Here is a 23,763-nt window from a genome sequence, read left to right as displayed (position 1 = left end):
GAATTTTTGCTAAAAAAACGCAGTTTTTAACTGAGTGTTTTCTTTTTCAGCAAAAATTGTTGGTTTAACGCGCGATTACTGTTTTATTAACTTAAAGCTCCTTTTTTACGGCATAACGCAATAGTTAAAATATCCTCTGAGAGATGCTGAGCAATTTCGACATCTTTAATATCTCTTTGAATGAGTAAACGATTCAAACAGCCCTCTAAAACTAATTCCATTTGATTTGCCACGAGCACGGGGTCTTCAATATCTAATTCATCTAATAACTCTTTGGTATATAGAAAAGAGTTATCTTTTTGTATTCGGCTTAATTGATGGATAGGGTGCTGTGGATCAGGATAGTGATTACAGGCTGAGACAAATAAACATCCAGGGAAACGCCCTTCGCTAACACGTTGGTACAGCTGTTGGTAGCGTGCGGAAAGTTTTTGTTGGGGGCTTAACGACTCATCTAACCGTGTTTGACGTTGCCAAATTTCAATCTGTTGCCCATGATAACGCAGGCAATCGTACACTAAGGCCTCATCATCAGGCCAAAATTGGCGGATCATGTTGAAATCAGGGGCTATCTCATGGAGAAGATGCTCGATAGAGGCAGAGAGGCCTTGTTTTTCTAACTGGTTTAGAGCATGGCTTAAAATTTGTTCGCGCTGTACTGACATTGTTAGCTCCATCACAATATTGTTCTCATCTTCCCATCATAACAATGATCATTATTGATTTATAGCAGTTTGCTTTGTGAGCAATATTGTTGATGACAAAAATAGGTAAGGTGTGATCAGGGTAACTGTCAGACAATTTGCAGTATGAGAGCTATCAACATGATACGATTAAATAATTATCGTGTTTTTCATAGGTACTCATCATGAAAATTATTATAGCTCCAGATTCATTCAAAGAGAGCATGAGTGCAGAATCTGCTGCCGATGCCGTGAAACAAGGCTTCCAAGCGGTATTTCCTGATGCAACGTTTTTAAGTCTACCCATAGCAGATGGTGGGGAAGGTACGGTTGATGCGCTGATTACCGCTGCGAGCGGAGAAAGAGTATCTGTTGAGGTATTTGATCCACTCAATAAACCTATAACAGCAGCTTATGGTTTGCTTCATCAAGGAACGACAGCAGCGATTGAAATGGCTGCTGCAAGTGGATTGATGTTAGTTCCGCCAAAAGAGCGTAACCCGATGCTAACCAGCAGTTATGGCACAGGTCAATTAATTAAAAATGCCTTAGATAAAGGCGTACAGCAGATTATTTTAGGTATTGGTGGCAGTGCAACGGTTGATGGTGGCGTTGGTATGCTGCAAGCCTTAGGGGCTGTTTTTTATGATGAGCAGCAACAACGGCTAGGCCAAGGGGGGGAAGTACTCAATAAGATCGCCAGTATTGATATTTCAGGTCTCGACCCTCGTTTAAAAGATTGTGACATTGATGTGGCGTGTGATGTGGACAACCCTCTTGTTGGTGAGCGTGGTGCCGCTACAGTATTTGGTCCTCAAAAAGGGGCAACACCTGAAATGGTTGCCATGTTAGAACGTGGGCTGAATCAACTGGTAAATGTAATAAAAAGCACAACAGGTATAGATTACCGTCACTTAGCAGGAGGTGGTGCGGCTGGAGGAATATCTGTCGCCGCAGCCGCCTTTTTGGGAGCACAACTAAAACCGGGCATCGATATTGTGATTCAAGCGGTCGATTTAGAAAAAGAGATGATGGATGCTGATTTAGTGATCGTTGGTGAAGGGAGTATGGACGGGCAAACCGCAGGGGGAAAAGCACCGATTGGTGTTGCCAAAGTGGCGGCAAAATACCATGTTCCAGTGATAGCATTAAGTGGTGTGTTAGGGAAAGGTGTGGACGCTTTACATCAAGAAGGCATTGATGCTTTCTTTAGCATATTGCCTCGCTTATGTGCGCTCGACGAAGCATTAAATGAAGGCGCCATTAATTTACAGCAGACTGCTTATAATGTGGCGAAGGTGTTAAAAATAGGGCAGAAGCTTTAATCGCGTGACGATAGGTTAATTCATCACGGATAGCTGTTTTGATGACTTAATTGCTTTTATGAGGTGAATGATAGCGATTTATGGCTTGATGACTGCACATTCAAATCTAAACATGCCCTGCTATCTGTGCAATGGCGTATGAATAAATCTGCTAGTAGGATACGGTCTGGGTTATCCGTGCAACGCTATTTAGTTTTTAAAAGAAAACCCGCAAAATATTGCGGGTTTTTGTATGGGTAGAATATCCAATAACTACAGGATCATACCGCCGAATAGGAAACCGAAGGTAACAGCTAAGATCACGGCAATAGTGCCCGGAATAAAGAATGGATGGTTAAAGACGAAACGGCCAATGCGTGTGGTTCCGGTATCATCCATTTGTACAGCAGCAACCAGTGTTGGGTATGTTGGTAGAATAAACAGACCAGATACTGCTGAGAATGATGCGATAGCTGTCAGTGGGCTAACATGAAGCGCGAGAGCCATAGGCATCAATGCTTTTGCTGTTGCAGCTTGTGAGTACAGTAGAGCTGAACAGAAGAAGAAGATCACGGCTAGCATCCATGAATGTTCATGGATCAGGTCACCCGCTGTTGCTTTAATCCAATCAATATTATGTTGTACGAATGTATCACCTAACCATGCAACACCTAAAATACAGATACATGCGCTCATACCTGCTTTAAAGGTACTTGAGTTAAGGATCGCGTCAGTATTGACTCGGCATAAAATAGTGATGAGGGTCGCTACACTCAGCATAATGATTAAGATAGCATTAGTGGTGTTCATCAATGGTGTTTTGACTATTTCTAAGCTTGGGCTGTTGATAATAGCGTAGACAACAACACCGACAACGCCTAGCAAGAACAAAAATACAGATGATTTTGCACCAGGTTTGATAGCTTTAACTTGGCTACCACGCAGTTCAACTAAGCCTTCTGCTAAACGTTTTTGGTAAACAGGATCATCAGACAGTTTCGAGTTAAACGTCCAAGAGATGATGAATGACATCAAAATGATAGCAAGGAAAGTGGATGGCAGTAAAATAGCGAGCAACGTAATATAGCTAACAGTGTTACCTGCACCGACCATGGCGGAGTTTTCCATCACAGAGGCCATATACACAACTGCCGCTGAGATTGGGGACGCTGTAATACCAATTTGAGCCGCAACAACCGCAGTTGAAAGTGGGCGGCAAGGTTTGACACCTTGTTCTTTTGCCACTTCTGCAATGACGGGTAAAGTTGCTAAAGAGATATTCCCTGTACCAGCAAATAAGGTTAGGAAATAGGTCACGATTGGTGCAAGGATGGTGATGTATTTAGGATTACGACGCAGTAGTTTTTCTGTCTGATCGACTAAGTAATCAAGTCCACCTGCAATTTGCATTGCAGAAATGGCAGCGATCACAGCCATAATAATAGAGATAACGTCAAATGGTATAGTACCTGGTTTTACGCCAATAGCAGCGAGTACCAGTACACCTAGGCCACCGGCAAAGCCGATACCTATCCCACCGAGACGGGCCCCCAAAAATATGGCCAGCAGAACAATGATAAATTCTACGGCTAACATAGTGTTTACTCCTCGACAAATTTAAAATTAAAAATATGAAACTGTAGTGTTAATTTTTTGTGTGTGCATAAAACTAAAAAGGCACGCTTTCCGAAGGAGAGGCGTGCCTTGATTTTTAAGAGTTATTTATGGTTAGCATAAACGATTAGTCATCAAATCTTTTCGCTTTATAAGCTGGGTGTTTTAGGTTCTCAACAGAGAAAATATCATCCAGCTGCTCTTCGGTCAGTAGGCCGCGCTCCAGAACGACTTCACGGACACTCTTGCCTGTTTCAGCACAGATCTTACCTACGATATCACCATTATGGTGACCAATGAATGGGTTCAGGTAAGTAACAATACCGATAGAGTTAAAAACAAACGCTTCACAGATTTCTTTGTTCACTGTGATACCGTTAATGCATTTTTCAACTAAGTTACGGCACGCATTGTTCATCAGAGAAATGGATTCAAACATCGCTTGACCGATAGCTGGCTCCATTACGTTCAACTGTAGCTGACCCGCTTCAGCTGCCATTGTAACACAAACATCGTTACCGATAACTTTGAAACAAGCTTGGTTAACCACTTCAGGAATAACTGGGTTAACTTTTGCTGGCATAATTGAAGAACCTGCTTGTAATTCAGGCAGATTGATCTCTTTGAGGCCTGCACGTGGGCCAGAAGACAGTAAGCGCAAGTCATTACAAATTTTAGATAGCTTAACGGCAAGGCGTTTTAGGCCAGCGTGAACGGTGATGTATGCACCACAGTCAGATGTCGCTTCAATCAGGTCTTCTGCTGGTACACAAGGTAAGCCAGTCACTTCTGCTAATTTCTCAACAGCCAATTTTTGGTAGCCCGGCGCAGTATTCAAACCTGTACCGATTGCCGTTGCACCTAAGTTCACTTCTAACAGTAATTCAATACTACGTTTTAGGTTTTTCTCTTCTTCTTTTAAGAGCGTTGCAAAGGCATGGAATTCTTGACCAACGGTCATTGGTACAGCATCCTGCAATTGGGTACGGCCCATTTTCAGAATGTCTTTGTATTCTTCTGCTTTTTTCTCAAAACCTTTTTTCAGGTATTCAACAGATTCAATCAGTTTTACAACGGAGTTGTATACGGCGATACGGAAACCTGTCGGATAGGCATCGTTGGTTGACTGACTTTTATTTAAGTGGTCATTAGGATTTAGGTATTCATATTCACCTTTTTTATGACCCATCAGTTCAAGACCAATGTTTGCAAGGACTTCGTTGGTATTCATGTTTAGTGATGTACCTGCACCACCTTGGAATACGTCAACAGGGAACTGGTCCATGCATTTACCGGTATCCAGTACAACATCACATGCTTTGATAATGGTATCTGCAATGTTACGTGGAATAGTGTGAAGTTCTTTGTTCGCCATTGCTGCCGCTTTTTTAACCATTACCATGCCGCGAATAAATTCTGGCACGTCGTTAATGGTGCGGTCGCTGATATAAAAGTTTTCAATCGCACGCAGAGTATGAACACCGTAATAGGCATCAGATGGGACTTCTTTCTGACCTAACAGGTCTTCTTCGATACGAGTATTGTTTGACATGAGAACCTTCTTAATTAGATTACAGTTACTGTCTATTATGCGCTTTTAAAAAATATATACCGTAAAACAAAACATTCTAGGTGTTAAACACCTGTTACTCCATTATCAGCATGATGATCTACTGATTTATGAGTAGATGATATGCGGTTCTTTAATGATTACCTTGAACCTAGATCACTATATAGTTTGATTTATGAAACAGATTTCAAAATATGTGAACATACTCACAGATGAAACCAAAAAAATTAGAAATCTCCATGAGTTGAAAAGCGTTATAGTGACCTCCATCATTATGTCTATACTATGTGAAAAAGCGAATGTTGTTGTTTGTCTCTTAGATACAGTTCACAAAGGTTTTCCAAGAGGCGAGAACTAACCTATATCCAACGAACTTCTGGGTGTGAATAGGTGGCAAACTCTCTGAGAACATGACTCGAATAGAGAGTGGTCGATACTTGAGCAATAAGAAGAACGAAGGAGATAGCTGATTGAAATAAAGGAGAACTTGTGCGCTGGTTACCGCTAATATTGATATGCCTTCTCATTTATATTGAGTCTGTCATATTCGTTCGTGTTGCTTCAGAAATTGGGGTATTGGCAACACTCATACTGGTTGTGTTGACATCTTGTTTGGGAATTTCTCTGGTCAAAAATCAGGGAATGAAAAATGTCATGCAGATCCAGCAAAAAATGGCAGCAGGTGAAAGCCCCGCAGCAGAAATGATTAAAAGTGTTGCGTTGGTACTTGCTGGCTTCTTATTAATCCTGCCAGGGTTCTTTACTGACTTTATTGGTTTGCTGTTATTGTTACCTCCTGTGCAAAAATTGTTCGTCATGCGTTTGATTCCACATATCCGTTTTTCCCAAACTGGAAATGGTTTTAGTGCAGGGCGTAATAACCCATTTCAACAAGGGGATACATTTGAAGGGGAATTCCAACGTAAACAGGATGATCCATCATATAAACTCGATAAATCCGATGATTCTAACGAATCAGAAAAAGATAACCGCTATAAGTAAGAGCCTCCATTAAAATAGGGAAGGTAAAAACAAAAAAATTTTATCTTCCCCCCTTGAAGTCACTCCAATTAGCCCCAATCTGCTGAAACATGGTACTGGTTTATTTAGGCATACTGGTATCGTCCTTTTACCTAGTGTGGACTTTATTTATAGGAGAACTATTAATGAAAATTCGTCCATTGCATGACCGTGTTATCGTCAAGCGTAAAGAAGTTGAATCAAAATCTGCAGGCGGTATCGTTCTGACTGGCACTGCAGCAGGTAAATCTACGCGTGGTGAGGTCCTCGCCGTTGGTAATGGTCGCATCCTTGAAAATGGTGAAATCAAAGCGTTGGATGTGAAAGTCGGCGACATCGTTATTTTTAACGACGGTTATGGCGTGAAAGCTGAAAAAATCGACAACGAAGAAGTGCTGATCATGTCAGAAAGTGACATCCTCGCGATTGTTGAAGCGTAATTTTCACTTAGATCTTCTCAACTAACGAAAAGAATTTAAAGGAAAGAAATAATGGCAGCTAAAGACGTTAAATTTGGTAATGACGCACGCGTAAAAATGCTTCGTGGTGTGAATATTCTAGCAGATGCAGTTAAAGTAACTTTGGGCCCTAAAGGCCGTAATGTGGTTCTTGATAAATCATTTGGTTCACCAGTTATCACTAAAGATGGTGTTTCTGTTGCACGTGAAATCGAATTAGAAGATAAATTTGAGAACATGGGCGCACAGATGGTGAAAGAAGTTGCTTCTAAAGCTAACGATGCAGCGGGTGATGGTACAACAACTGCAACAGTTCTGGCGCAAGCTATTGTTACTGAAGGTCTGAAAGCCGTTGCAGCGGGTATGAACCCGATGGATCTGAAACGTGGTATCGATAAAGCAGTAGTTGCAGCTGTAGAAGAGCTGAAAGCACTGTCTGTTCCATGTTCAGACTCTAAATCTATCGCACAGGTTGGTACAATTTCTGCAAACTCTGACGAAACCGTTGGTAAGTTAATTGCAGAAGCAATGGATAAAGTCGGCAAAGAAGGCGTTATCACTGTTGAAGAAGGTACTGGTCTGGAAGACGAACTGGATGTTGTTGAAGGTATGCAGTTCGATCGTGGTTACCTGTCTCCTTATTTCATCAACAAGCCAGAAACGGGTGTTGTTGAACTGGAAAACCCATTCATCCTGTTAGTTGATAAAAAAGTATCTAACATCCGTGAACTGCTGCCAGTATTAGAAGGTGTTGCTAAAGCGAGCAAACCACTTCTGATTATCGCTGAAGATGTTGAAGGCGAAGCACTTGCGACACTGGTTGTTAACACCATGCGTGGTATCGTGAAAGTTGCTGCGGTTAAAGCACCTGGTTTCGGTGATCGCCGTAAAGCAATGCTGCAAGATATCGCTATCCTGACTAACGGTACTGTTATCTCTGAAGAGATCGGTATGGAGCTTGAAAAAGCGACATTAGAAGATCTGGGTCAAGCAAAACGTATCGTCATCAACAAAGACACAACAACTATCATTGATGGTGTTGGTGAAGAGTCTGCTATCGCAGGTCGTGTTGCACAAATTCGTCAACAAATCGAAGAATCAACTTCTGATTATGACCGTGAAAAACTGCAAGAGCGCGTTGCTAAATTAGCTGGCGGTGTTGCTGTAATTAAAGTTGGTGCGGCAACTGAAGTTGAAATGAAAGAAAAACGTGCTCGCGTCGACGATGCGCTGCACGCAACTCGCGCAGCGGTTGAAGAAGGTGTTGTTGCTGGTGGTGGTACTGCACTGGTACGTGTTGCCGCTAAACTGGCTTCACTGAAAGGCGATAATGAAGAGCAAAACGTGGGTATCCGCGTTGCACTGCGTGCGATGGAAGCACCAATGCGTCAAATCGTCACTAACGCAGGTGAAGAAGCTTCTGTTGTTGTTAACAAAGTTAAAGCAGTTCAAGGCAACGAAGGCTACAACGCAGCAACTGACACTTATGGTGATATGATCGAGATGGGTATCTTGGATCCAACTAAAGTAACTCGTTCTGCATTGCAATTCGCTGCATCTATCGCTGGTCTGATGATCACAACTGAAGCGATGATTACTGAAATGCCTAAAGATGAAGGCCCTGACTTAGGTGCTGCAGGCATGGGCGGTATGGGTGGAATGGGCGGTATGATGTAAGCCAATTGGCCGCATCACGCTCACACAGTCAATAAGAACTGTTAAGCCTTCTAACCGGTATTGTTGGTATTAACCGACAATACCGGTTTTTTATATGAATAAATATGTTTGAGTTGATTGATGGTAGGCCGACCGAATGTCTAAAGTGGAGAATATCGATAATCTAAAATGACGCGAAAGATTTCGATACGCTTATTTTGAGTAAAAGCCCTTGAATTTGCTAATTGTATAATTGTGCATTTATTTTTGCGCAAAGACCGTGCGGCAGGTTATATTTGGAGTAAGGCAAAAGGTGGTTTGGTGAGTAACCAAAGGTGAAAGCGTTATAGGCTCTTTATATTTCATGTGATGTTTCGAATTATTTAGAGTATACGCGTTTTATGGTAAGCTTTGTTTGCTGACGAGGGTGGGCAAATTTTATGGTCATGCCTTTGTTGATACTTTGAACCGTTATCCATATCTCTCAATATAGATCTGGCGAATTTTGGCTGTAAATAGGCGCTCGAGTGACTATAATTTAGTAGCGCTAATGAAGATCAATTCAATGATGCCGTTAATAGCAACGGTATATTGAACAAAGAAGGGAATGAGTGGTTCTCAAACCAGCTGCAAAAACACTATGATAAATGAGGGAAAACATGCGTATTAAAGTATTGCTTGGTGCTGCTGCATTACTACTTTTAGCAGGTTGTTCGACAACAACTAATCTAACTGCGGCGGGCTCACAAGTTCGTTTTGTTGAAAACCAACCTGGAAGTGATTGCCAGCTTCTTGGTCAAGTCACAGGAACTCAAAGCAACTGGTTGAGCGGTGTCAATAGTGAATCAAGCTCTATGCGCGGCGCGGCAAATGATCTGCGTAATAAAGCAGGCGCAATGGGCGGAAATGTGATTTTTGGTGCGACTAGCCCAAGTGAAACTATCCTCTCTAGTTTTATCCCAGTTGATAGTAAAATGGTCGGCCAAGTTTATAAGTGCCCCTAAAATGAATATCTGACGCCCGATCGTATAGACGATGCGGGCGTTTTATTTCAGCACTGTCTTAGGTTTAGGTCGAGTAACGTCTTACTCGGCTCTCCGCCAATCTCCCGTGCTAATTTTGGCACCAAATAGCCAGAAACCTTCCCAAGCAATTGTTGTATTAGCAACCTAGCTTCTTGGTCGCTCACTAAGAAATGCGCAGCCCCTTGCACCTTATCTAAAACATGCAAGTAATACGGCAGGATACCCGCATCAAATAGCGCATTACTTAAATTCGCCAATGTATCTGCATCATTGTTCACCCCACGTAACAGTACGCTTTGATTGAGTAAGGTCACGCCGGCATTTTTTAATTTTTGCATCGCGGCTTTAAAGTGATCATCTATCTCATTAGCATGGTTGAGATGCGTTACCATGATCACTTGAAGACGTGAGTGGGCAAGTCGCTGACACAGGTTAGTGGTAATGCGTTCGGGGATCACTACAGGTAAACGAGAGTGGATCCTCAGCCGCTTAATGTGGGGGATCGCTTCGAGTTGCCCAATTAACCAATCCAGTTCACTGTCTTTTGCCATCAAGGGATCACCCCCTGAAAAGATGATTTCATTGAGTTCAGTGTGGTTTTTTATATAATCCACAGCTATCAACCAATTATTTTTGTTTCCCTTATTATCTTCATAAGGAAAATGTCGGCGGAAGCAGTAACGGCAGTTTACTGCACAGCCCCCTTTCACCAACATCAATGCTCGGTTGTGATATTTGTGGAGTAAACTGGGGATCGCATTATTTTGTTCATCTAATGGATCTGTAGAAAACCCCGGATAGGTATCAAATTCTGCTTTTGCAGTTAATACTTGCAATAGCAGAGGGTCTTGTGGATCGCCTTTTTTCATGCGCGAAATAAACGGCCTTGGTACACGTAATGGAAATAATTTACGTGCGTCGTTGCCATCTTTCGATGCTTGATGGCTTTCTAGCCCCAGTATTTGAAGCAATTCATCAGGATTAGTGATTGCTTCAGCAAGTTGTTGTATCCAGACTTCTCTGGATGAGGTATTTTGAGTTACAATATCGACCATTTTTTGGCTATGCCATTTTTAGTGTATAAATTAGAGGATCTCCATGGCTACTTATAGTACCAATGAATTCCGCTCAGGTCTTAAAATCATGTTAGATGGCGAACCTTGTGCAATTCTTGATAGTGAATTCGTTAAACCGGGTAAAGGTCAAGCGTTTGCACGTGTTCGTATTCGTAAACTGATTTCTAACAAACTGTTGGAAAAAACATTTAAGTCTACTGATTCTGTCGAAGCCGCAGATGTCATGGATATGAACTTAACTTACCTTTATAACGACGGTGAGTTTTGGCATTTCATGAACAACGAAACTTTCGAACAGCTTGCAGCGGACGAAAAAGCGGTTGGTGATAACGCTAAATGGCTGATCGACCAAGCTGATTGTATCTTGACTCTGTGGAATGGCCGCCCAATCGCGGTGACTCCACCTAACTTTGTTGAGTTAGAAGTCACAGATACTGACCCAGGTCTGAAAGGTGATACAGCGGGTACTGGCGGTAAGCCAGCGACTTTAAGCACGGGTGCAGTGGTTAAAGTTCCTCTGTTCGTTCAGATTGGTGAAGTGATCAAAGTTGATACTCGTTCAGGCGAATACGTTTCACGCGTGAAATAATACCTGTTTGCTTGAAGCTAAAAAACCGTAATGTTGTAAGACATTACGGTTTTTTTACCCAAAAAGAGAAGCTGAATTTAACAGCACTTAAACCCGCCTTTTCCACCATAGCGAGCATCTTGGCGCTCTTTAAAGAACTCTTCATATGTCATTGGTGTTTGATCTGGATGATTAAGTCGCATATGAGCAACGTAATTGTCATAATCAGGCACACCAATCATCATTTTGGCTGCTTGCCCAAGGTAACGAGCCGCATTGCCGAGTGAACCAAACATCTTAATCTCCTTACTTCGCTTCTAACTTTAGAGCGCTTGAGCGTTATTTGAAAACTCGAGCCACAAATAGGATGAGGTGGCTCGTTTTCGTTGAATCTAAGCGTATCTTGTCCATACACGATGAATTAGTGATGGCGTGTATTCGCAACAATTTCCTGATAGTTAGCTGGCATTGGTTCATATGGAACTTCATTCGCTGTTGGCTCAGAAGATTTCAATGCTTTTAATGCTGTACGGATTGAGAATATCGCGAGTAGCACGACAACGATCATAAAGAAAATTGTTAACCCAGCATCTAAACGGTTATTAAAAATCAACTGTGTTAGTTGCGACTCAGTATATTGCGATGGGATATTTCCACTATCAATCATTGCTTGGAACTTATTGGCTACAGCGAGGAAACCAACGCGCGCATCTTCACTGAATGTTTTTTCCCATCCTGCGGTCATTGTACAAATAAGCAACCATGCAGTAGGCACCAAAGCAACCCATGCGTAGCGTTGACGCTTCATTTTGAACAGGACTACAGCACAGAGCATTAAGGCCATACCTGCTAGCATTTGGTTTGCGATACCAAAAAGTGGCCAGAGTGTATTGATACCACCGAGTGGGTCAACAACACCTTGATGAAGGAAATACCCCCATGCAAGTACACATAATGCTGTTGCAATTAGGTTTGCAGGAAGTGAGTCGGTTCGTTTCAAAGAAGGTGAGATCACGCCTAATAAATCTTGTAGCATAAAGCGTGCCGCACGGGTTCCCGCATCGACAGCCGTTAAAATAAACAGCGCTTCAAACAAGATAGCGAAGTGATACCAAAACGACACATTCATTAAACCGCCGAGGGCGCCGTGTAAGATATAGGCCATGCCTACCGCCAGTGTTGGAGCTCCACCTGCTCGAGAAATAATGCTGTTTTCACCGACCTCATTGGCGATATTTGTTAGCTGCTCAGGTGTTATTTGGAAGCCCCAGCTACTGACAACTTGTGCAGCCGAAGCGACGACATCTTCAGTACCTGCAGGTGCTAACATCGCCATAGGGCTGTTCATGGCAAAATAGACACCGGGATCAATCACACAAGCGGCAACCAATGCCATAATCGCGACAAACGATTCCATTAACATGCCGCCATAGCCGATAAAGCAAGCTTGGTTCTCATTCGCAAGCATTTTGGGGGTTGTTCCTGATGAAATTAAAGCATGGAAACCAGAAACAGCACCACAAGCAATAGTAATAAATAAAAACGGGAACAGATCACCTGCCCAGACAGGGCCTGTGCCATCAATATATTTGGTCAGCGCTGGCATTTCTAAATTGGGGTTTAAAATAAGAATACCAATGGCTAACCCGATGATGGTACCAATCTTTAAAAAGGTAGAAAGGTAATCGCGAGGTGCCAGCAGTAGCCAAACAGGCAGAACTGCGGCAACAAACCCATATCCAACAAGCATCCATGTCAGTTGCACACCGGTATAGTCAAAATACGGTGCCCATGTTTCACTTTCGGCAACCCAGCCACCTGAAATAATTGCAAATACAAGGAATACCAGACCAATAATAGACACTTCACCAATACGACCAGGGCGAATATAACGGGTATATATTCCCATGAATATCGCAAGAGGAATGGTAAAGGCGACTGTATAGGTGCCCCATGGGCTGTGTGTAAGGGCTTTGACGACGATCATCGCAAGCACCGCAAGGATAATCACCATAATCATAAAGCAAGCGATAAGGGCTAAGATGCCCGCAGTATTCCCCATCTCTTCTTTGACCAATTCACCCAGTGAGCGGCCATCTCGACGAGTCGACACAAAAAGCACCATAAAATCTTGAACCGCACCCGCTAATACGACCCCTGCTAGCAGCCATAACATGCCTGGCAGATACCCCATTTGAGCAGCTAATACCGGGCCTACCAGTGGTCCTGCCCCTGCAATTGCTGCAAAATGGTGACCGAAGAGAATTTTTTTATCTGTCGGAACGTAATCTAAGCCATCGTTATGACGGATAGAGGGTGTCATTCGTGTTGAATCGACTTGTAGTACCTTTTTAGCAATAAACAGTCCGTAATAACGATATGCGATTAAATAGACACAAACCGCTGCAACGACGATCCATAGCGCATTAATTTGCTCGCCTCGATTTAATGCGATATAACCGAGAGCAAAAGCGCCTAATATCGCTAGCACAATCCAAATTAATTGTTTACCCATAGCCATCCCATCCGTTTTATTATTAAGCCGTTTGCATTTTTGTATTTGCAGATTACTGACACATATAGCTAGAGTTAACGGAAAGGCAAGATAGCTAAAACGTGAAACCTAACAGTGAGTAAAAATAAATTTCATAACTGTTATTAATATCACTAAATAATAGCAGTTAACTGGATTTTATTTCGATTTCAGCTAGAGGGAAAGCGATTGATTTGTGAGAAATGCTATTTATTTTCTTTATATTGCTATTATACGCTGGTGTAGTTGGTGCATATAAAGAGCGAAATCATAGGCAGAGCTTGAAAGTCTATACCCTGCCTAGTTTGGCTTAATGGCTTCTGATCCGTTGGATGAGCTTTTTACCAAATAAGGTAATAATCAGCCCAAACATGATGAGTATCAACCCAGCAAATTGTATGCTATTTATATGCTCATCAAGGAATAATGCACTGCTGCTTAGGCCGAATACGGGCACCAACAGAGAAAAAGGAGCAACCCGCCAAGCTTCATAGCGACCTAATAGAACACCCCACAAACCATAACCCACAAAAGTAGATAGATAAGCAAGGTAAATGATGGTGCCAAATACTGGCCAATTAAAATCAGATAGGCCTTGTACAATGGCCTCTTCACCTTCAAATAGCCATGAGCTTATTAAGAAAGGGATAATAGGGATAAGAGCACTCCAACTGACCAAGGAGAGTGCACTGCATTTTTCCTCTTGCTGATTGTGCATAATCATCCTATTGGTGATATTACCACATGCCCATGAAAGCCCTGCGATTAGCGTAAAAGTTAATCCTAATAATGGAATATCATCCAAGCCGCCGGCTGTTGCACCTTTAGCCAATATTGTTAGCCCAACGACGGCAATTAACATTCCTATGAAATGGGTGGCTTGTAGAGATTCTTTTAAGATGACGGCACCTAAGAGTAAGGTGAAAAAGGCTTGGGATTGTAAAATAACGGATGTGACCCCAGCGGGCATACCGACACGAATGGCACAAAAGAGGAAAGCAAATTGACCAAAGCTAATCGTTAACCCATATAAGAGTAATAATTTGAAGGGGATCTTTGGGCGTTTAAAGAAAAAAATAGCGGGAAATGCCACGAATATAAAACGCAATGCCCCTAATAATAATGGTGGAAGCGCGGTAACGCCGAGCTTAATGATCACGAAGTTAACACCCCAAATGATAACCACACACAGGGCGAGTAATATATCTTTGAAGCTCATGCTACTCTCAATGGCTGTCGTAAGTGAAGCTTTCTACTCTACCTCTGGTTGTATAATTTCGCGATAGAAATTTTAATACAGTACAAATATGTAAATTTCTATTGTTGATTGCAGCTAATTTGTTATTTTTTATTACTTGAGTTGGGGAAATTGAGGATTTATAATGATATTTCACTTCACGTTTTCAGGACGACCTGAATATGTACTCTAAACCGTTTGAAGTGCAGTAGAACGACAATAGAAGCATATAAACCGATACAATCGGGTTTAGTCGACAATACTGTAAGCCGAATATGGATGAGTGCACACGTTAATTAAATAATGGGGACGACCCCGGTTACATTCGGGAGAAAAGCAATGGCTTGGATCATCCTCTTATTTGCCGGTTTATTAGAAGTTGTTTGGGCCGTTGGCCTAAAATACACTCACGGTTTTACACGTCTTACCCCAAGTATTATTACAATCGTCGCGATTATTGCGAGTATGGGGCTATTAGCTTACGCAATGCGTGATTTGCCCGCAGGAACCGCTTATGCAATATGGACAGGTATTGGCGCTGTTGGTACGGCCATTGTCGGGATTATTTTCTTGGGTGAATCAGCCAATATATTCCGCTTACTTAGCCTTGGGTTAATTATTATTGGTTTAATTGGCTTAAAAGTTTCAAGCTAAAATAAATATGCTCGTCAATACGGGGGGCAAATAGGCGCCCGTATTGACGGGAGATGATAAAGTTTCAATCAGTGAAAATGTACCGAAAAATATAGACTAGATGTTTGTGTTCTTTAGTACGTTGAAGATCCCAAATTCGCCGTTATATTTCCAAATCCTGTAGAAATAATCTCCCTGAGACATTTATTCATTAGTCAACATGCTCTTTTTCGGGTTAGGTGCTAGGTGTTTTCACTTGTGTGCTCATTAACACTGTCTCTTTATCAGGAAGCTATGCTAGGTTTACTTACTTGGGTTCTCTTTTTTTATCAATAGCTTGATTGAAGTTAATCTCTTTATTTTGATTGCGAATATGCTCTTTGATTTCAATTTCTAGAATATTGAGATCCCCTGAGCGTATTTTATCTAATAGCACTTTGTGCTCATCAATAATTTCTTCCATAGGCTTGGTAAAGGTTGATATCCCAATGATAATGGTCAACTGCTTAGAGACGTTTTCCCATAATGCGGTTAGGGTATTATTACCGCTTAATTGGCATAATGTTCGGTGGAAATTCACGTCACAAAGCGAGAATTCATAGCTATCCGCTAATTTTGCTGCTCGCGCCATTTGCACAATACACTGGTTTAACTGTTCGATAGATTGTGGATCTAAATGCTTATTTTTGGCGATAAAGGTTTTAATAGCCTGTCGTTCTAATAGAATTCTGACTTCGATCAGTTCATCCAGCCTCTCTTCTGAAACAGGGGCCATTCGAATGCCTTTAAATGGCTCATTAATCACGATCCCTTGGCTTTCTAATACTCTTAAGGCTTCTCTAACAGGAACACGGCTGACATTCATTTTTTCTGCAATTTCTTTTTCAACAATACGATCCCCTGGCAGGATAAATCCACGGGTTGCCGCCTCAACAATTTTATCTACCACATCATCAGTGAGTGTCCTTGCTTTGATTGGCTTCCAGTAATCTTCTTGCGAGGTGATTTTCTGCGATTGTTGCCCTTTTCCAACTGTCATGATGTTTAGCCTATTAAATTTGTTACTAATCAAAGAATTAATTGGTAGTTGATTGCGCCTTTAATGCATCAAAATTATCACATTGGCCAGCAATAAACCAATAAAAAACCCACTATTGCGATATTTTTTCGAGGGGGAGATAAACCCAGAATGGATCACATATTCAACAATTGAATATTGTATACAATCTTACAATGTTGTTAAATGCTTCAAATTCAGTTAAGCAAGAGAAGGAAAAGACATGAACAACATGCTTGAAGATATAAAAATTACTGAAATTGTTGCCGTGCCTTTATTTGGGGAGAGCCCAAAAGGGGGATGGTCCAATGAAATCAAACCAGAAGATTCGATCCACGCCATTATTGCGGTGCACACTGATGCTGGCATCACGGGGTACGGCAGCGTATTCACTGATGGTCGCTTAGTTGAAGCCGCCATCCCTGTACTAGCATCTTTATGTATTGGTGAAAGTGCATTACAGCCAGAAAGAGTGTCTGAAAAACTTAGACAAAATACATTTTGGATGGGGCGCGGGGGAACGTTAACACATACGATTAGCGGCATTGATATTGCATTGTGGGACATTTTAGGTAAAGCAACAGGACTCCCCGTAAGTACGTTACTTGGCGGTAATTATCGTTCCAAAGTACAGCCGTATTGCTCTTTACTCATGGAAGAACCAGAGACGATGTTCAACGTGATCTCTGATTATAAAAAGCTTGGTTTTAAAGCATTTAAAATTGGTTGGGGCCCATTTGGACGTAACAATGATGCCAAATTAGATAGAGCAATTGTTGAGGCAGCAAGGGATGCGGCAGGTTACGAATCACACTTGTTAGTTGATGCGGGCGCAAGTGATGCATATTGGCCAAATGGCTTGAAATGGGCAATCCAAACATCGCATATGTTAGCGGAATATCAAGTTGGTTGGTTTGAAGAAGCGTTACGTCCGGATGACCTTGAGGACTTTAAAGTGCTGCGTAAAGAAAGCCCAGTACCGATTGCGGGTGGTGAAGTGTTAACCCGTCGTCAATCTTTCTTACCATGGCTCTCTCAGGGGGCATTCGATATTGTTCAACCTGACGTGACGAAAGTGGGCGGCATTTCAGAGCAACGCCGAATCGCATGGCTGGCTGATGAGTTTGGTGTTAAGTATGTTGGACACGGTTGGAATACCGCAATGGGGCTGGCGGCCGACTTACAAATGGCAGCAGCCTTCCCACAAGTGGATTTTGTCGAGTTTATCGGTGGTAGCCAATATATTGATGGCATTGTTAAAACACCATTTAAAGTGGATGAGCAAGGGTATTTAACGATCCCAAAATTACCGGGGCTTGGTATTGAGCTAGACATCGATAAATTAGCGAAATTCACAGTTAATCCAGAGCGTTTGTTTAAGTAACTTCATATACATAAGCCAGATAGTGACAACACTATCTGGTTTCCTCTCCTTATTAAAAGGTATGGTTACGATGAAAAATAAGAACAAAGGTACAAAAATAAGGTTTTCGATAGCGATATTAATGACGCTTGCGATTGTTATTAATTACTTAGATAGAACTGTTATGTCTGCAGCAGCACCGACTATCTCAGAAGAACTGCAAATTTCGCCAGAGATGATGGGATGGATAATGTCGGCGTTTTTCTTGAGTTATGCATTATGCCAAATACCAGCGGGTTTTATTGCGGATAAATATGGTCAAAGAAAAACGTTGGCAGGGTCTGTGTTGTGGTGGTCATTAGCAACGGCTGCCACAGCATTAGCCAAAACACCACTGAGTTTTATTTCCACGCGAATTCTAATGGGAATGGGGGAAGCGGGGGCATATCCATGTAATAGTGGTATTGCGGCAAAATGGTTTCCAGATCGTGAACGCGGCAGAATAACGGCATTATTTGATAGTGGTTCTAAGTTTGGAACAGCGTTCGCAATGCCATTAGTGGTGTGGATCATTGCAAAATGGGGCTGGGAATCAGCATTTATTATTTGCGGCGCATTAGGGGTTCTCTGGGTTTTTGCATGGTTAAAGGTATATCACGATCCTGAACAACACCCAAAAATTAGTGCTGAAGAACTTGCTTATATTCGTGATGGGCAAATTAAAAAAGATGGTATTGATAATATCCAGCCGATGAAGTGGTATCAGTTGATCCGTTATCGCAATGTACAAGCTATGTGTATCGGCTTCTTTATGTTGGACTACGCCATTTATTTCTTTATTACTTGGTTCCCTGCTTATTTAATGATGGAACGAGGCATGAGTTTAGAAGAAATGGGATTTGCTGCCATGTTACCACCACTATGTGGGATCGCAGGTCAATGGCTGGGTGGTTGGACGACAGATTATCTGTATATTAAATATAATAATATCAACCTTGCTCGTAAATTACCGATTGTGGGCGGCATGCTGATTGCAACCAGTATCGCATTTTCGGGATTAGTTGAATCTGTTACTTTAATGATGTTTTTACTGTGCTTATCTTATGCGGCACTCGCATTTGCAGCCTCAGCAATATGGTCTTTACCAGGAGATGTTGCACCACGAAATATGACGTCGGTCTTAGGTGGAATGCAAAGCGCTGTTTCTAACTGTGGCGGTATTTTAGGACCTATTGTGACTGGATATATTATTGCAGCAACCGGTTCGTTTATTTGGGCATTAATTGTATCTGGTATTGCTTGTGCAATAGGGGCATTGGTTTATTTAGTGATGTTAAGAAATATTAAGCCGATTACGCCTGATAATGAATCGTTAGAAAAATCAAATTAAACAGCTATATTATTTAAAGTTAAGGTCATAATGTTTATTTTCGATAAGGAAATAGAGGCAAAAAACATTGCCTCAGGTACGCGACGTAAGTTGTTCCCTGGCAGTGAAAATATGATGATAGCAAGATTATCTTTCACAACCGGTACATCAGGTGACTTACACTCTCATCCACATGAACAAATGAGTTATATACTCAAAGGGAAATTTAGATATCAAGTGGGGCATGTGACTAAAGAAGTTGGAGAAGGCGATGTTGTTTATATTCCTTCAAATGAGAAACATCGCTGTGAATGTTTATCTAATGGTGAAATTTTAGATATATTCGTACCAATGAGAAAAGACTTTTTAGATAATTAAATCATTTTGCTAAATGATTAAAAATCTATTGATAAAATAGAGGGGATCTCAATGTCTAAAATTGGGATCCCCTCTCTATTTTTTAATAATTAAAATTGACCCATTAATTACATGATAAAAAACACAACCAGTAATAATCAAAGCAGTTTTATCATTGAGGGAAATACACTAACGTGATATCTCAGATATGTTATTTTTCTTCTTTATTGATTTTTCGCTGATTCAAGACAACAAGTCAAACATAAAAAAGTAAGCATAAAAATGGGGATAATCATAAACGGTGAATAAGGTGAATATTGTCTGGTAATCTTGCCGATAATAGATGTAGCAATTAACTTAACAGGAATGCGGCACCTTATTAATTAAATCTCTCAGTAGGTTGAGAAGGCTGTTACATCTGTTATCAATGAGACTCTGTAACAGGGAGCAAAAGAATAGGATGATGCTCTTATTTATTGGGCCATTTCCCAAGAATTGGTGAGAAAAATAATAGCCCAAGATGTTGAGTGCCAATAGGACACCCTAGTGTTGGGTTAAGCCGTTGCGTCGAACATATTGATTTACGCAATAGTGGATAATACAGGTATCGCCAAATCTAGTTCGGATAGCACCATGTAGGGTAATCATTCATGCCATAGCAGATTTATTGAAATCGCTAGTTTTGATAAAGAAACGGTCATTACAGTAGCCAGAGAGCGGCTTAATAACGTGGAAATAGAAAGGGAGATGAGAGGCAGTATAATGAAAAATCCCTCATAGCGGTGAGGCATATGAGGGATCAGTAAAGCTGTTACAGAGCAATGACACCAATAATAGCGATCACGCTAATAATCGCCGCACCACCATAAAATACCCATTTTGATGCTGGGACATGCACTTTAAAGTCGTGCAGTGTGTGGTGAATACGGTGCATAGCACACCATACTGGTAGAATTATCATGAGCAGTAAGAAAATACGCCCGATAAAACTTTGGCAGAATGCGACAATACGCTCATAGCTTAGCATTTCAGGTGCAACACCTAATGGGATTAATATTCCCAAGAGAATGATGATAGCAGGTCCAACAATGGCACTCCACATACCACCGGCACCAAATAATCCCCAGAAAACCGGTTCATCGGAACGTTTAGGCGTTAGATTCATCAGATCCTCCGTTGATTAAAATAGCAGTGCGATCGCTAAAATCGCTGCCGTAACTAAGATCGTTAATGCCCAAAAACCTTTAACAATTGGCTCTTGTGACATTTTCTTATCACCAACGATAATACTGACGGCTTTTGGAGCTAGATTAAACCATGTTGTGGTATGAAGTAGCGTCGCAGCCAGTGTAATAATGTTGATAATAATGACGATTGGATTACTTAAAAATCCAACAAAGCTTGCCCAAGATTCTGGACCACCTTTTAATGCGAATACGCCGAATAACACTAAAAGGCTAAACCATAGCTGAAGAACGGAGGTACTTTCACGTACGATGTAAAAGCGGTAGAAACCTAACTTTTGCCACCAGTCGCCCTTCATTTCCCTTACATAGGGTTTACGTTTTGTAGTCATGACTTCAATTCTCCTTATCGTGGCTTCAGCATGGCGATAATAAAGTCTTGCGCGCTGGCTGCTTTCGCTTGCTGGATTGCAGCTGCTGGGTCAACATGCTTAGGACAGACTTCAGAGCAGTAGCCTACAAATGTACAGCTCCAGACACCATCATCACCGTTCAATAATGGCATGCGTTCTTTTGCTCCGTGGTCACGGTTATCTAAGTTGTAGCGCTCAGCCAAGGTAATTGCAGCAGGACCAACAAATTCAGGATTCAAACCAAACTGTGGGCATGCGGCATAGCACAAGCCACAGTTAATGCATCCAGAGAACTGATGGTATTTTGCCATCTGTGCCGGAGTCTGCTTATTCGGACCTTCTGAAGGCTTACGATCGTTACCAATGATATAAGGCTTGATAGCTTCTAAGCGCTCAATAAAGTGAGTCATATCAACCACCAGATCACGCTCGATCGGGAAGTTGCCTAGCGGTTCTACCTTCAACCCTTCAGGGTAGTCACGTAGGAAAGTTTTGCACGCCAGTTTGGGAACATTATCAACCATCATGCCGCAAGAACCACAAATCGCCATACGGCAAGACCAGCGATAAGACAGATCAGGCGCAAGGTTATCTTTGATATAACCTAAAGCATCCAGCAATGAGGTTTGCTCATCATAAGGGACATCATATGCCACTAAATGGGGCTCATTATCCGTTTCAGGATTGTAGCGCATGATCTCCATTTTTAAGTGTTTCATATCATCCATTAGCTTGCTCCTTGTTTGCCTTCTCTTGAGCTTCAGCTTCTGCACCATAAACACGTTTTGCTGGCTGAGATTTAGTAATCTTCACATCACTGTATTCAAGACGAGGTGCGCCTTCTGGGTTATAGAATGCCAATGTGTGTTTTAAGAAATTCACATCATCACGTTCAGTGCAGCCTTCGTCGAGACGTTGGTGTGCACCACGAGACTCTTTTCGATTGAGTGCGGAGTGTGCCATACATTCGGCAACATCTAAGCCAAATCCAAGCTCAATGGTATACAACAGATCGGTATTGAAAACGCTGCTATGGTCGGTAATTTCAACGTGTTTAAAGCGCTCTTTCAACTCTGCAATCTTATCAATGGTTTTTTGCATTAATTCAGGGGTACGGTAAATACCGCAGCCTTCTTCCATTGACATACCCATTTCATCACGGATTTTCGCCCAACTTTCTTTACCTTTTTGGTTGAGAAGTTTGTTCAGATTATCTTCGATATCACGAGTACGTGCTTCAATAGCATTTGCATTCGCTGGGGTTGCTTCTGCTGCATGTTTTGCGGCTTGCTCACCCGCTAAGCGACCGAATACAACAAGCTCAGCTAATGAGTTAGAGCCTAAACGGTTTGCACCGTGGAGACCGACAGAAGAACATTCGCCAACAGCAAATAAGCCTTTGATGCGAGTTTCACAGTTTTGATCTGTTTCGATCCCCCCCATCGTATAGTGAGCGGTCGGACGAACAGGAATTGGATCAGTGACTGGGTCAACACCGACATAAGCTTTCGCTAGTTCGCAAATGAAAGGTAGGCGTTCATGTAGTTTTTCTGCACCAAGATGACGTAAATCTAGATAGACAACATCACCACGATGGGTACTAATTGTGCGGCCAGCACGCCATTCATGCCAGAACGCTTGTGAAACTTTGTCACGAGGACCGAGTTCCATATATTTGTTTTCAGGTTTACCGAGTGGCGTCTCGGGGCCCATTCCGTAATCCTGTAGATAGCGATAGCCATCTTTATTGACAAGAATACCGCCTTCGCCGCGGCAACCTTCTGTCATTAAGATACCAGAACCAGGTAGGCCAGTTGGGTGATATTGAACAAACTCCATATCACGCAGTGGTACGCCATGTCGGAAAGCCATGCCCATACCATCACCAGTTACAATACCACCATTAGTATTATAGCGGTAAACACGTCCAGCACCGCCAGTTGCCATGACGATAGAATTGGCACGGATTTGAACCTTTGTGCCTTCCATCATGCTGAGTGCGACAAGACCGCGAACTTGGCCTTCATCGACGATGATATCTAGGACAAAATGTTCGTCAAAGCGTTGAATTTGAGGATATTTTAATGAGGTTTGGAAGAGGGTATGGAGCATATGGAAGCCAGTTTTATCGGCTGCAAACCATGTACGTTCAATTTTCATACCGCCAAAACGACGGACGTTAACTGAACCATCTGGTTTACGGCTCCATGGACAGCCCCATAGTTCCAGTTGAGTCATTTCTGTTGGGCAGTGTTCGACGAAATATTCGACGACATCTTGCTCACACAGCCAGTCTCCACCAGCAACCGTATCATTAAAATGATAGTCATAGGAGTCATGGGCCTGAGTTACTGCGGCTGATCCCCCCTCGGCAGCCACGGTATGGCTACGCATAGGGTAAACTTTTGAGATCAGAGCAATCTTGATGTTGGGATTTGCTTCTGCGGCAGCAATCGCTGCACGTAAGCCTGCGCCCCCGGCCCCGATAATCGCTAGATCGGCATTGAAGGTTTGCACTGCGCTTCTCCATTGTTCAAGTGTAAATTGATAAATTCTTTTAAATACTTTTGATACTTAGCTATCTGCTTGTCAGTGCCACGTAATGTGATACTGCAAAAACTCTCTTTTTTAATAGTAAATAAT

Annotated in this window: 22 protein-coding genes; 10 read left to right on the top strand and 12 right to left on the bottom strand. The window is 42.0% G+C overall.

The genetic code is table 11. The features are described from left to right. Window positions 1-86 precede the first annotated feature (86 nt). Window positions 87-665: a division control transcriptional repressor DicD gene (gene dicD, locus PSE69_RS15480; protein WP_014657506.1), complete on the bottom strand. Its 579-nt coding sequence runs from the start codon at window positions 663-665 to the stop codon at window positions 87-89. A 203-nt stretch (window positions 666-868) separates the two neighbouring features. Between dicD and PSE69_RS15475 the strand changes: the two genes are divergently transcribed. Further along, the gene (locus PSE69_RS15475; protein ID WP_121874854.1) at window positions 869-2,008 is read left to right on the top strand and encodes a glycerate kinase; all 1,140 of its coding nucleotides are present in this window, start codon (window positions 869-871) and stop codon (window positions 2,006-2,008) included. 252 nt (window positions 2,009-2,260) lie between these two features. On the opposite strand, the gene PSE69_RS15470 is transcribed toward PSE69_RS15475, so the two are convergent. Beyond that, window positions 2,261-3,583 carry an anaerobic C4-dicarboxylate transporter gene (locus PSE69_RS15470; RefSeq protein ID WP_004925858.1) on the bottom strand — a complete coding sequence of 441 codons (1,323 nt, stop codon included), beginning with the start codon at window positions 3,581-3,583 and terminating at the stop codon, window positions 2,261-2,263. 145 nt (window positions 3,584-3,728) lie between these two features. Continuing rightward, window positions 3,729-5,153: an aspartate ammonia-lyase gene (aspA, locus tag PSE69_RS15465; RefSeq protein ID WP_004925857.1), complete on the bottom strand. Its 1,425-nt coding sequence runs from the start codon at window positions 5,151-5,153 to the stop codon at window positions 3,729-3,731. Window positions 5,154-5,660: 507 nt separating this feature from the next. Between aspA and PSE69_RS15460 the strand changes: the two genes are divergently transcribed. The 4 genes from PSE69_RS15460 (at window position 5,661) to PSE69_RS15445 (ending at window position 9,309) form a co-directional block, all read left to right on the top strand. Next, window positions 5,661-6,173 (top strand): FxsA family protein, encoded by a 513-nt coding sequence (locus PSE69_RS15460; protein WP_004925855.1) that lies wholly within the window; start codon window positions 5,661-5,663, stop codon window positions 6,171-6,173. Between the two features lie 164 nt (window positions 6,174-6,337). Continuing rightward, entirely contained in the window at window positions 6,338-6,631 is a 294-nt protein-coding gene (locus tag PSE69_RS15455; RefSeq protein ID WP_008914587.1) for a co-chaperone GroES, read from the top strand. 51 nt (window positions 6,632-6,682) lie between these two features. Further along, complete coding sequence (groL, locus tag PSE69_RS15450; protein WP_004925846.1) at window positions 6,683-8,326, top strand: chaperonin GroEL; 1,644 nt, start codon at window positions 6,683-6,685, stop codon at window positions 8,324-8,326. Window positions 8,327-8,964: 638 nt separating this feature from the next. After that, on the top strand, window positions 8,965-9,309 hold the full coding sequence (locus tag PSE69_RS15445; RefSeq protein ID WP_014657509.1) for a DUF4156 domain-containing protein: 345 nt from the start codon (window positions 8,965-8,967) through the stop codon (window positions 9,307-9,309). 47 nt (window positions 9,310-9,356) lie between these two features. On the opposite strand, the gene epmB is transcribed toward PSE69_RS15445, so the two are convergent. Then, window positions 9,357-10,385, bottom strand: a complete 1,029-nt coding sequence (epmB, locus tag PSE69_RS15440; RefSeq protein WP_004925842.1) for an EF-P beta-lysylation protein EpmB — start codon at window positions 10,383-10,385, stop codon at window positions 9,357-9,359. A 43-nt stretch (window positions 10,386-10,428) separates the two neighbouring features. On the opposite strand from epmB, the gene efp reads away from it, so the two are divergent. Continuing rightward, a complete protein-coding gene (gene efp / locus PSE69_RS15435) occupies window positions 10,429-10,995 on the top strand; it encodes an elongation factor P (protein ID WP_004925840.1) in 567 nt (188 codons plus the stop codon). Window positions 10,996-11,072: 77 nt separating this feature from the next. Here efp and PSE69_RS15430 read toward each other — a convergent pair whose 3' ends face one another. From PSE69_RS15430 to PSE69_RS15420, 3 genes are all read right to left on the bottom strand, one after another. Beyond that, window positions 11,073-11,270, bottom strand: a complete 198-nt coding sequence (locus PSE69_RS15430; RefSeq protein ID WP_004925837.1) for a YbdD/YjiX family protein — start codon at window positions 11,268-11,270, stop codon at window positions 11,073-11,075. Between the two features lie 125 nt (window positions 11,271-11,395). Continuing rightward, window positions 11,396-13,489, bottom strand: coding sequence for a pyruvate/proton symporter CstA (gene cstA, locus PSE69_RS15425; protein WP_014657510.1), 2,094 nt, complete (start codon window positions 13,487-13,489; stop codon window positions 11,396-11,398). 328 nt (window positions 13,490-13,817) lie between these two features. Further along, entirely contained in the window at window positions 13,818-14,726 is a 909-nt protein-coding gene (locus PSE69_RS15420) for an EamA family transporter (RefSeq protein WP_053109823.1), read from the bottom strand. Between the two features lie 357 nt (window positions 14,727-15,083). Here PSE69_RS15420 and sugE point away from each other — a divergent pair, with 357 nt between their 5' ends. Next, a complete protein-coding gene (gene sugE, locus PSE69_RS15415; protein WP_014657512.1) occupies window positions 15,084-15,398 on the top strand; it encodes a quaternary ammonium compound efflux SMR transporter SugE in 315 nt (104 codons plus the stop codon). A 286-nt stretch (window positions 15,399-15,684) separates the two neighbouring features. On the opposite strand, the gene PSE69_RS15410 is transcribed toward sugE, so the two are convergent. Next, window positions 15,685-16,416 (bottom strand): GntR family transcriptional regulator, encoded by a 732-nt coding sequence (locus PSE69_RS15410; protein WP_004925825.1) that lies wholly within the window; start codon window positions 16,414-16,416, stop codon window positions 15,685-15,687. A 241-nt stretch (window positions 16,417-16,657) separates the two neighbouring features. On the opposite strand from PSE69_RS15410, the gene PSE69_RS15405 reads away from it, so the two are divergent. From PSE69_RS15405 to PSE69_RS15395, 3 genes are all read left to right on the top strand, one after another. Then, window positions 16,658-17,818: a mandelate racemase/muconate lactonizing enzyme family protein gene (locus PSE69_RS15405; RefSeq protein WP_004925816.1), complete on the top strand. Its 1,161-nt coding sequence runs from the start codon at window positions 16,658-16,660 to the stop codon at window positions 17,816-17,818. Window positions 17,819-17,888: 70 nt separating this feature from the next. After that, window positions 17,889-19,187 (top strand): MFS transporter, encoded by a 1,299-nt coding sequence (locus PSE69_RS15400; protein ID WP_014657513.1) that lies wholly within the window; start codon window positions 17,889-17,891, stop codon window positions 19,185-19,187. Window positions 19,188-19,217: 30 nt separating this feature from the next. Next, window positions 19,218-19,544 (top strand): cupin domain-containing protein, encoded by a 327-nt coding sequence (locus PSE69_RS15395; protein WP_040132474.1) that lies wholly within the window; start codon window positions 19,218-19,220, stop codon window positions 19,542-19,544. 790 nt (window positions 19,545-20,334) lie between these two features. Here PSE69_RS15395 and frdD read toward each other — a convergent pair. From frdD to frdA, 4 genes are read right to left on the bottom strand one after another with little or no spacing between them, the layout of a single operon-like run. Continuing rightward, complete coding sequence (gene frdD / locus PSE69_RS15390; RefSeq protein ID WP_004925804.1) at window positions 20,335-20,688, bottom strand: fumarate reductase subunit FrdD; 354 nt, start codon at window positions 20,686-20,688, stop codon at window positions 20,335-20,337. A gap of 15 nt (window positions 20,689-20,703) precedes the next feature. After that, window positions 20,704-21,099 carry a fumarate reductase subunit FrdC gene (frdC, locus tag PSE69_RS15385; protein ID WP_004925800.1) on the bottom strand — a complete coding sequence of 132 codons (396 nt, stop codon included), beginning with the start codon at window positions 21,097-21,099 and terminating at the stop codon, window positions 20,704-20,706. Window positions 21,100-21,113: 14 nt separating this feature from the next. Next, entirely contained in the window at window positions 21,114-21,848 is a 735-nt protein-coding gene (locus PSE69_RS15380; RefSeq protein ID WP_004925796.1) for a succinate dehydrogenase/fumarate reductase iron-sulfur subunit, read from the bottom strand. Beyond that, window positions 21,841-23,637: a fumarate reductase (quinol) flavoprotein subunit gene (gene frdA / locus PSE69_RS15375; RefSeq protein WP_121874855.1), complete on the bottom strand. Its 1,797-nt coding sequence runs from the start codon at window positions 23,635-23,637 to the stop codon at window positions 21,841-21,843. The genes PSE69_RS15380 and frdA overlap by 8 nt, the downstream gene beginning before the upstream one ends. Between the last annotated feature and the right edge of the window lie 126 nt (window positions 23,638-23,763).

Source organism: Providencia sp. PROV122 (genome assembly GCF_028482365.1).
In the GTDB taxonomy this organism is placed as follows: Bacteria; Pseudomonadota; Gammaproteobacteria; order Enterobacterales; family Enterobacteriaceae; genus Providencia; species Providencia stuartii.
This window is presented reverse-complemented; position numbering and strand designations above follow the sequence as displayed.

Bases quoted from the DNA above. Each gene is read 5' to 3' on its own strand.
- dicD (WP_014657506.1), bottom strand. From the start codon at position 665: ATGTCAGTACAGCGCGAACAAATTTTAAGCCATGCTCTAAACCAGTTA.
- PSE69_RS15475 (WP_121874854.1), top strand. From the start codon at position 869: ATGAAAATTATTATAGCTCCAGATTCATTCAAAGAGAGCATGAGTGCA.
- PSE69_RS15470 (WP_004925858.1), bottom strand. From the start codon at position 3,583: ATGTTAGCCGTAGAATTTATCATTGTTCTGCTGGCCATATTTTTGGGG.
- aspA (WP_004925857.1), bottom strand. From the start codon at position 5,153: ATGTCAAACAATACTCGTATCGAAGAAGACCTGTTAGGTCAGAAAGAA.
- PSE69_RS15455 (WP_008914587.1), top strand. From the start codon at position 6,338: ATGAAAATTCGTCCATTGCATGACCGTGTTATCGTCAAGCGTAAAGAA.
- groL (WP_004925846.1), top strand. From the start codon at position 6,683: ATGGCAGCTAAAGACGTTAAATTTGGTAATGACGCACGCGTAAAAATG.
- PSE69_RS15445 (WP_014657509.1), top strand. From the start codon at position 8,965: ATGCGTATTAAAGTATTGCTTGGTGCTGCTGCATTACTACTTTTAGCA.
- epmB (WP_004925842.1), bottom strand. From the start codon at position 10,385: ATGGTCGATATTGTAACTCAAAATACCTCATCCAGAGAAGTCTGGATA.
- efp (WP_004925840.1), top strand. From the start codon at position 10,429: ATGGCTACTTATAGTACCAATGAATTCCGCTCAGGTCTTAAAATCATG.
- PSE69_RS15430 (WP_004925837.1), bottom strand. From the start codon at position 11,270: ATGTTTGGTTCACTCGGCAATGCGGCTCGTTACCTTGGGCAAGCAGCC.
- cstA (WP_014657510.1), bottom strand. From the start codon at position 13,489: ATGGGTAAACAATTAATTTGGATTGTGCTAGCGATATTAGGCGCTTTT.
- PSE69_RS15420 (WP_053109823.1), bottom strand. From the start codon at position 14,726: ATGAGCTTCAAAGATATATTACTCGCCCTGTGTGTGGTTATCATTTGG.
- sugE (WP_014657512.1), top strand. From the start codon at position 15,084: ATGGCTTGGATCATCCTCTTATTTGCCGGTTTATTAGAAGTTGTTTGG.
- PSE69_RS15410 (WP_004925825.1), bottom strand. From the start codon at position 16,416: ATGACAGTTGGAAAAGGGCAACAATCGCAGAAAATCACCTCGCAAGAA.
- PSE69_RS15405 (WP_004925816.1), top strand. From the start codon at position 16,658: ATGAACAACATGCTTGAAGATATAAAAATTACTGAAATTGTTGCCGTG.
- PSE69_RS15400 (WP_014657513.1), top strand. From the start codon at position 17,889: ATGAAAAATAAGAACAAAGGTACAAAAATAAGGTTTTCGATAGCGATA.
- PSE69_RS15395 (WP_040132474.1), top strand. From the start codon at position 19,218: ATGTTTATTTTCGATAAGGAAATAGAGGCAAAAAACATTGCCTCAGGT.
- frdD (WP_004925804.1), bottom strand. From the start codon at position 20,688: ATGAATCTAACGCCTAAACGTTCCGATGAACCGGTTTTCTGGGGATTA.
- frdC (WP_004925800.1), bottom strand. From the start codon at position 21,099: ATGACTACAAAACGTAAACCCTATGTAAGGGAAATGAAGGGCGACTGG.
- PSE69_RS15380 (WP_004925796.1), bottom strand. From the start codon at position 21,848: ATGGATGATATGAAACACTTAAAAATGGAGATCATGCGCTACAATCCT.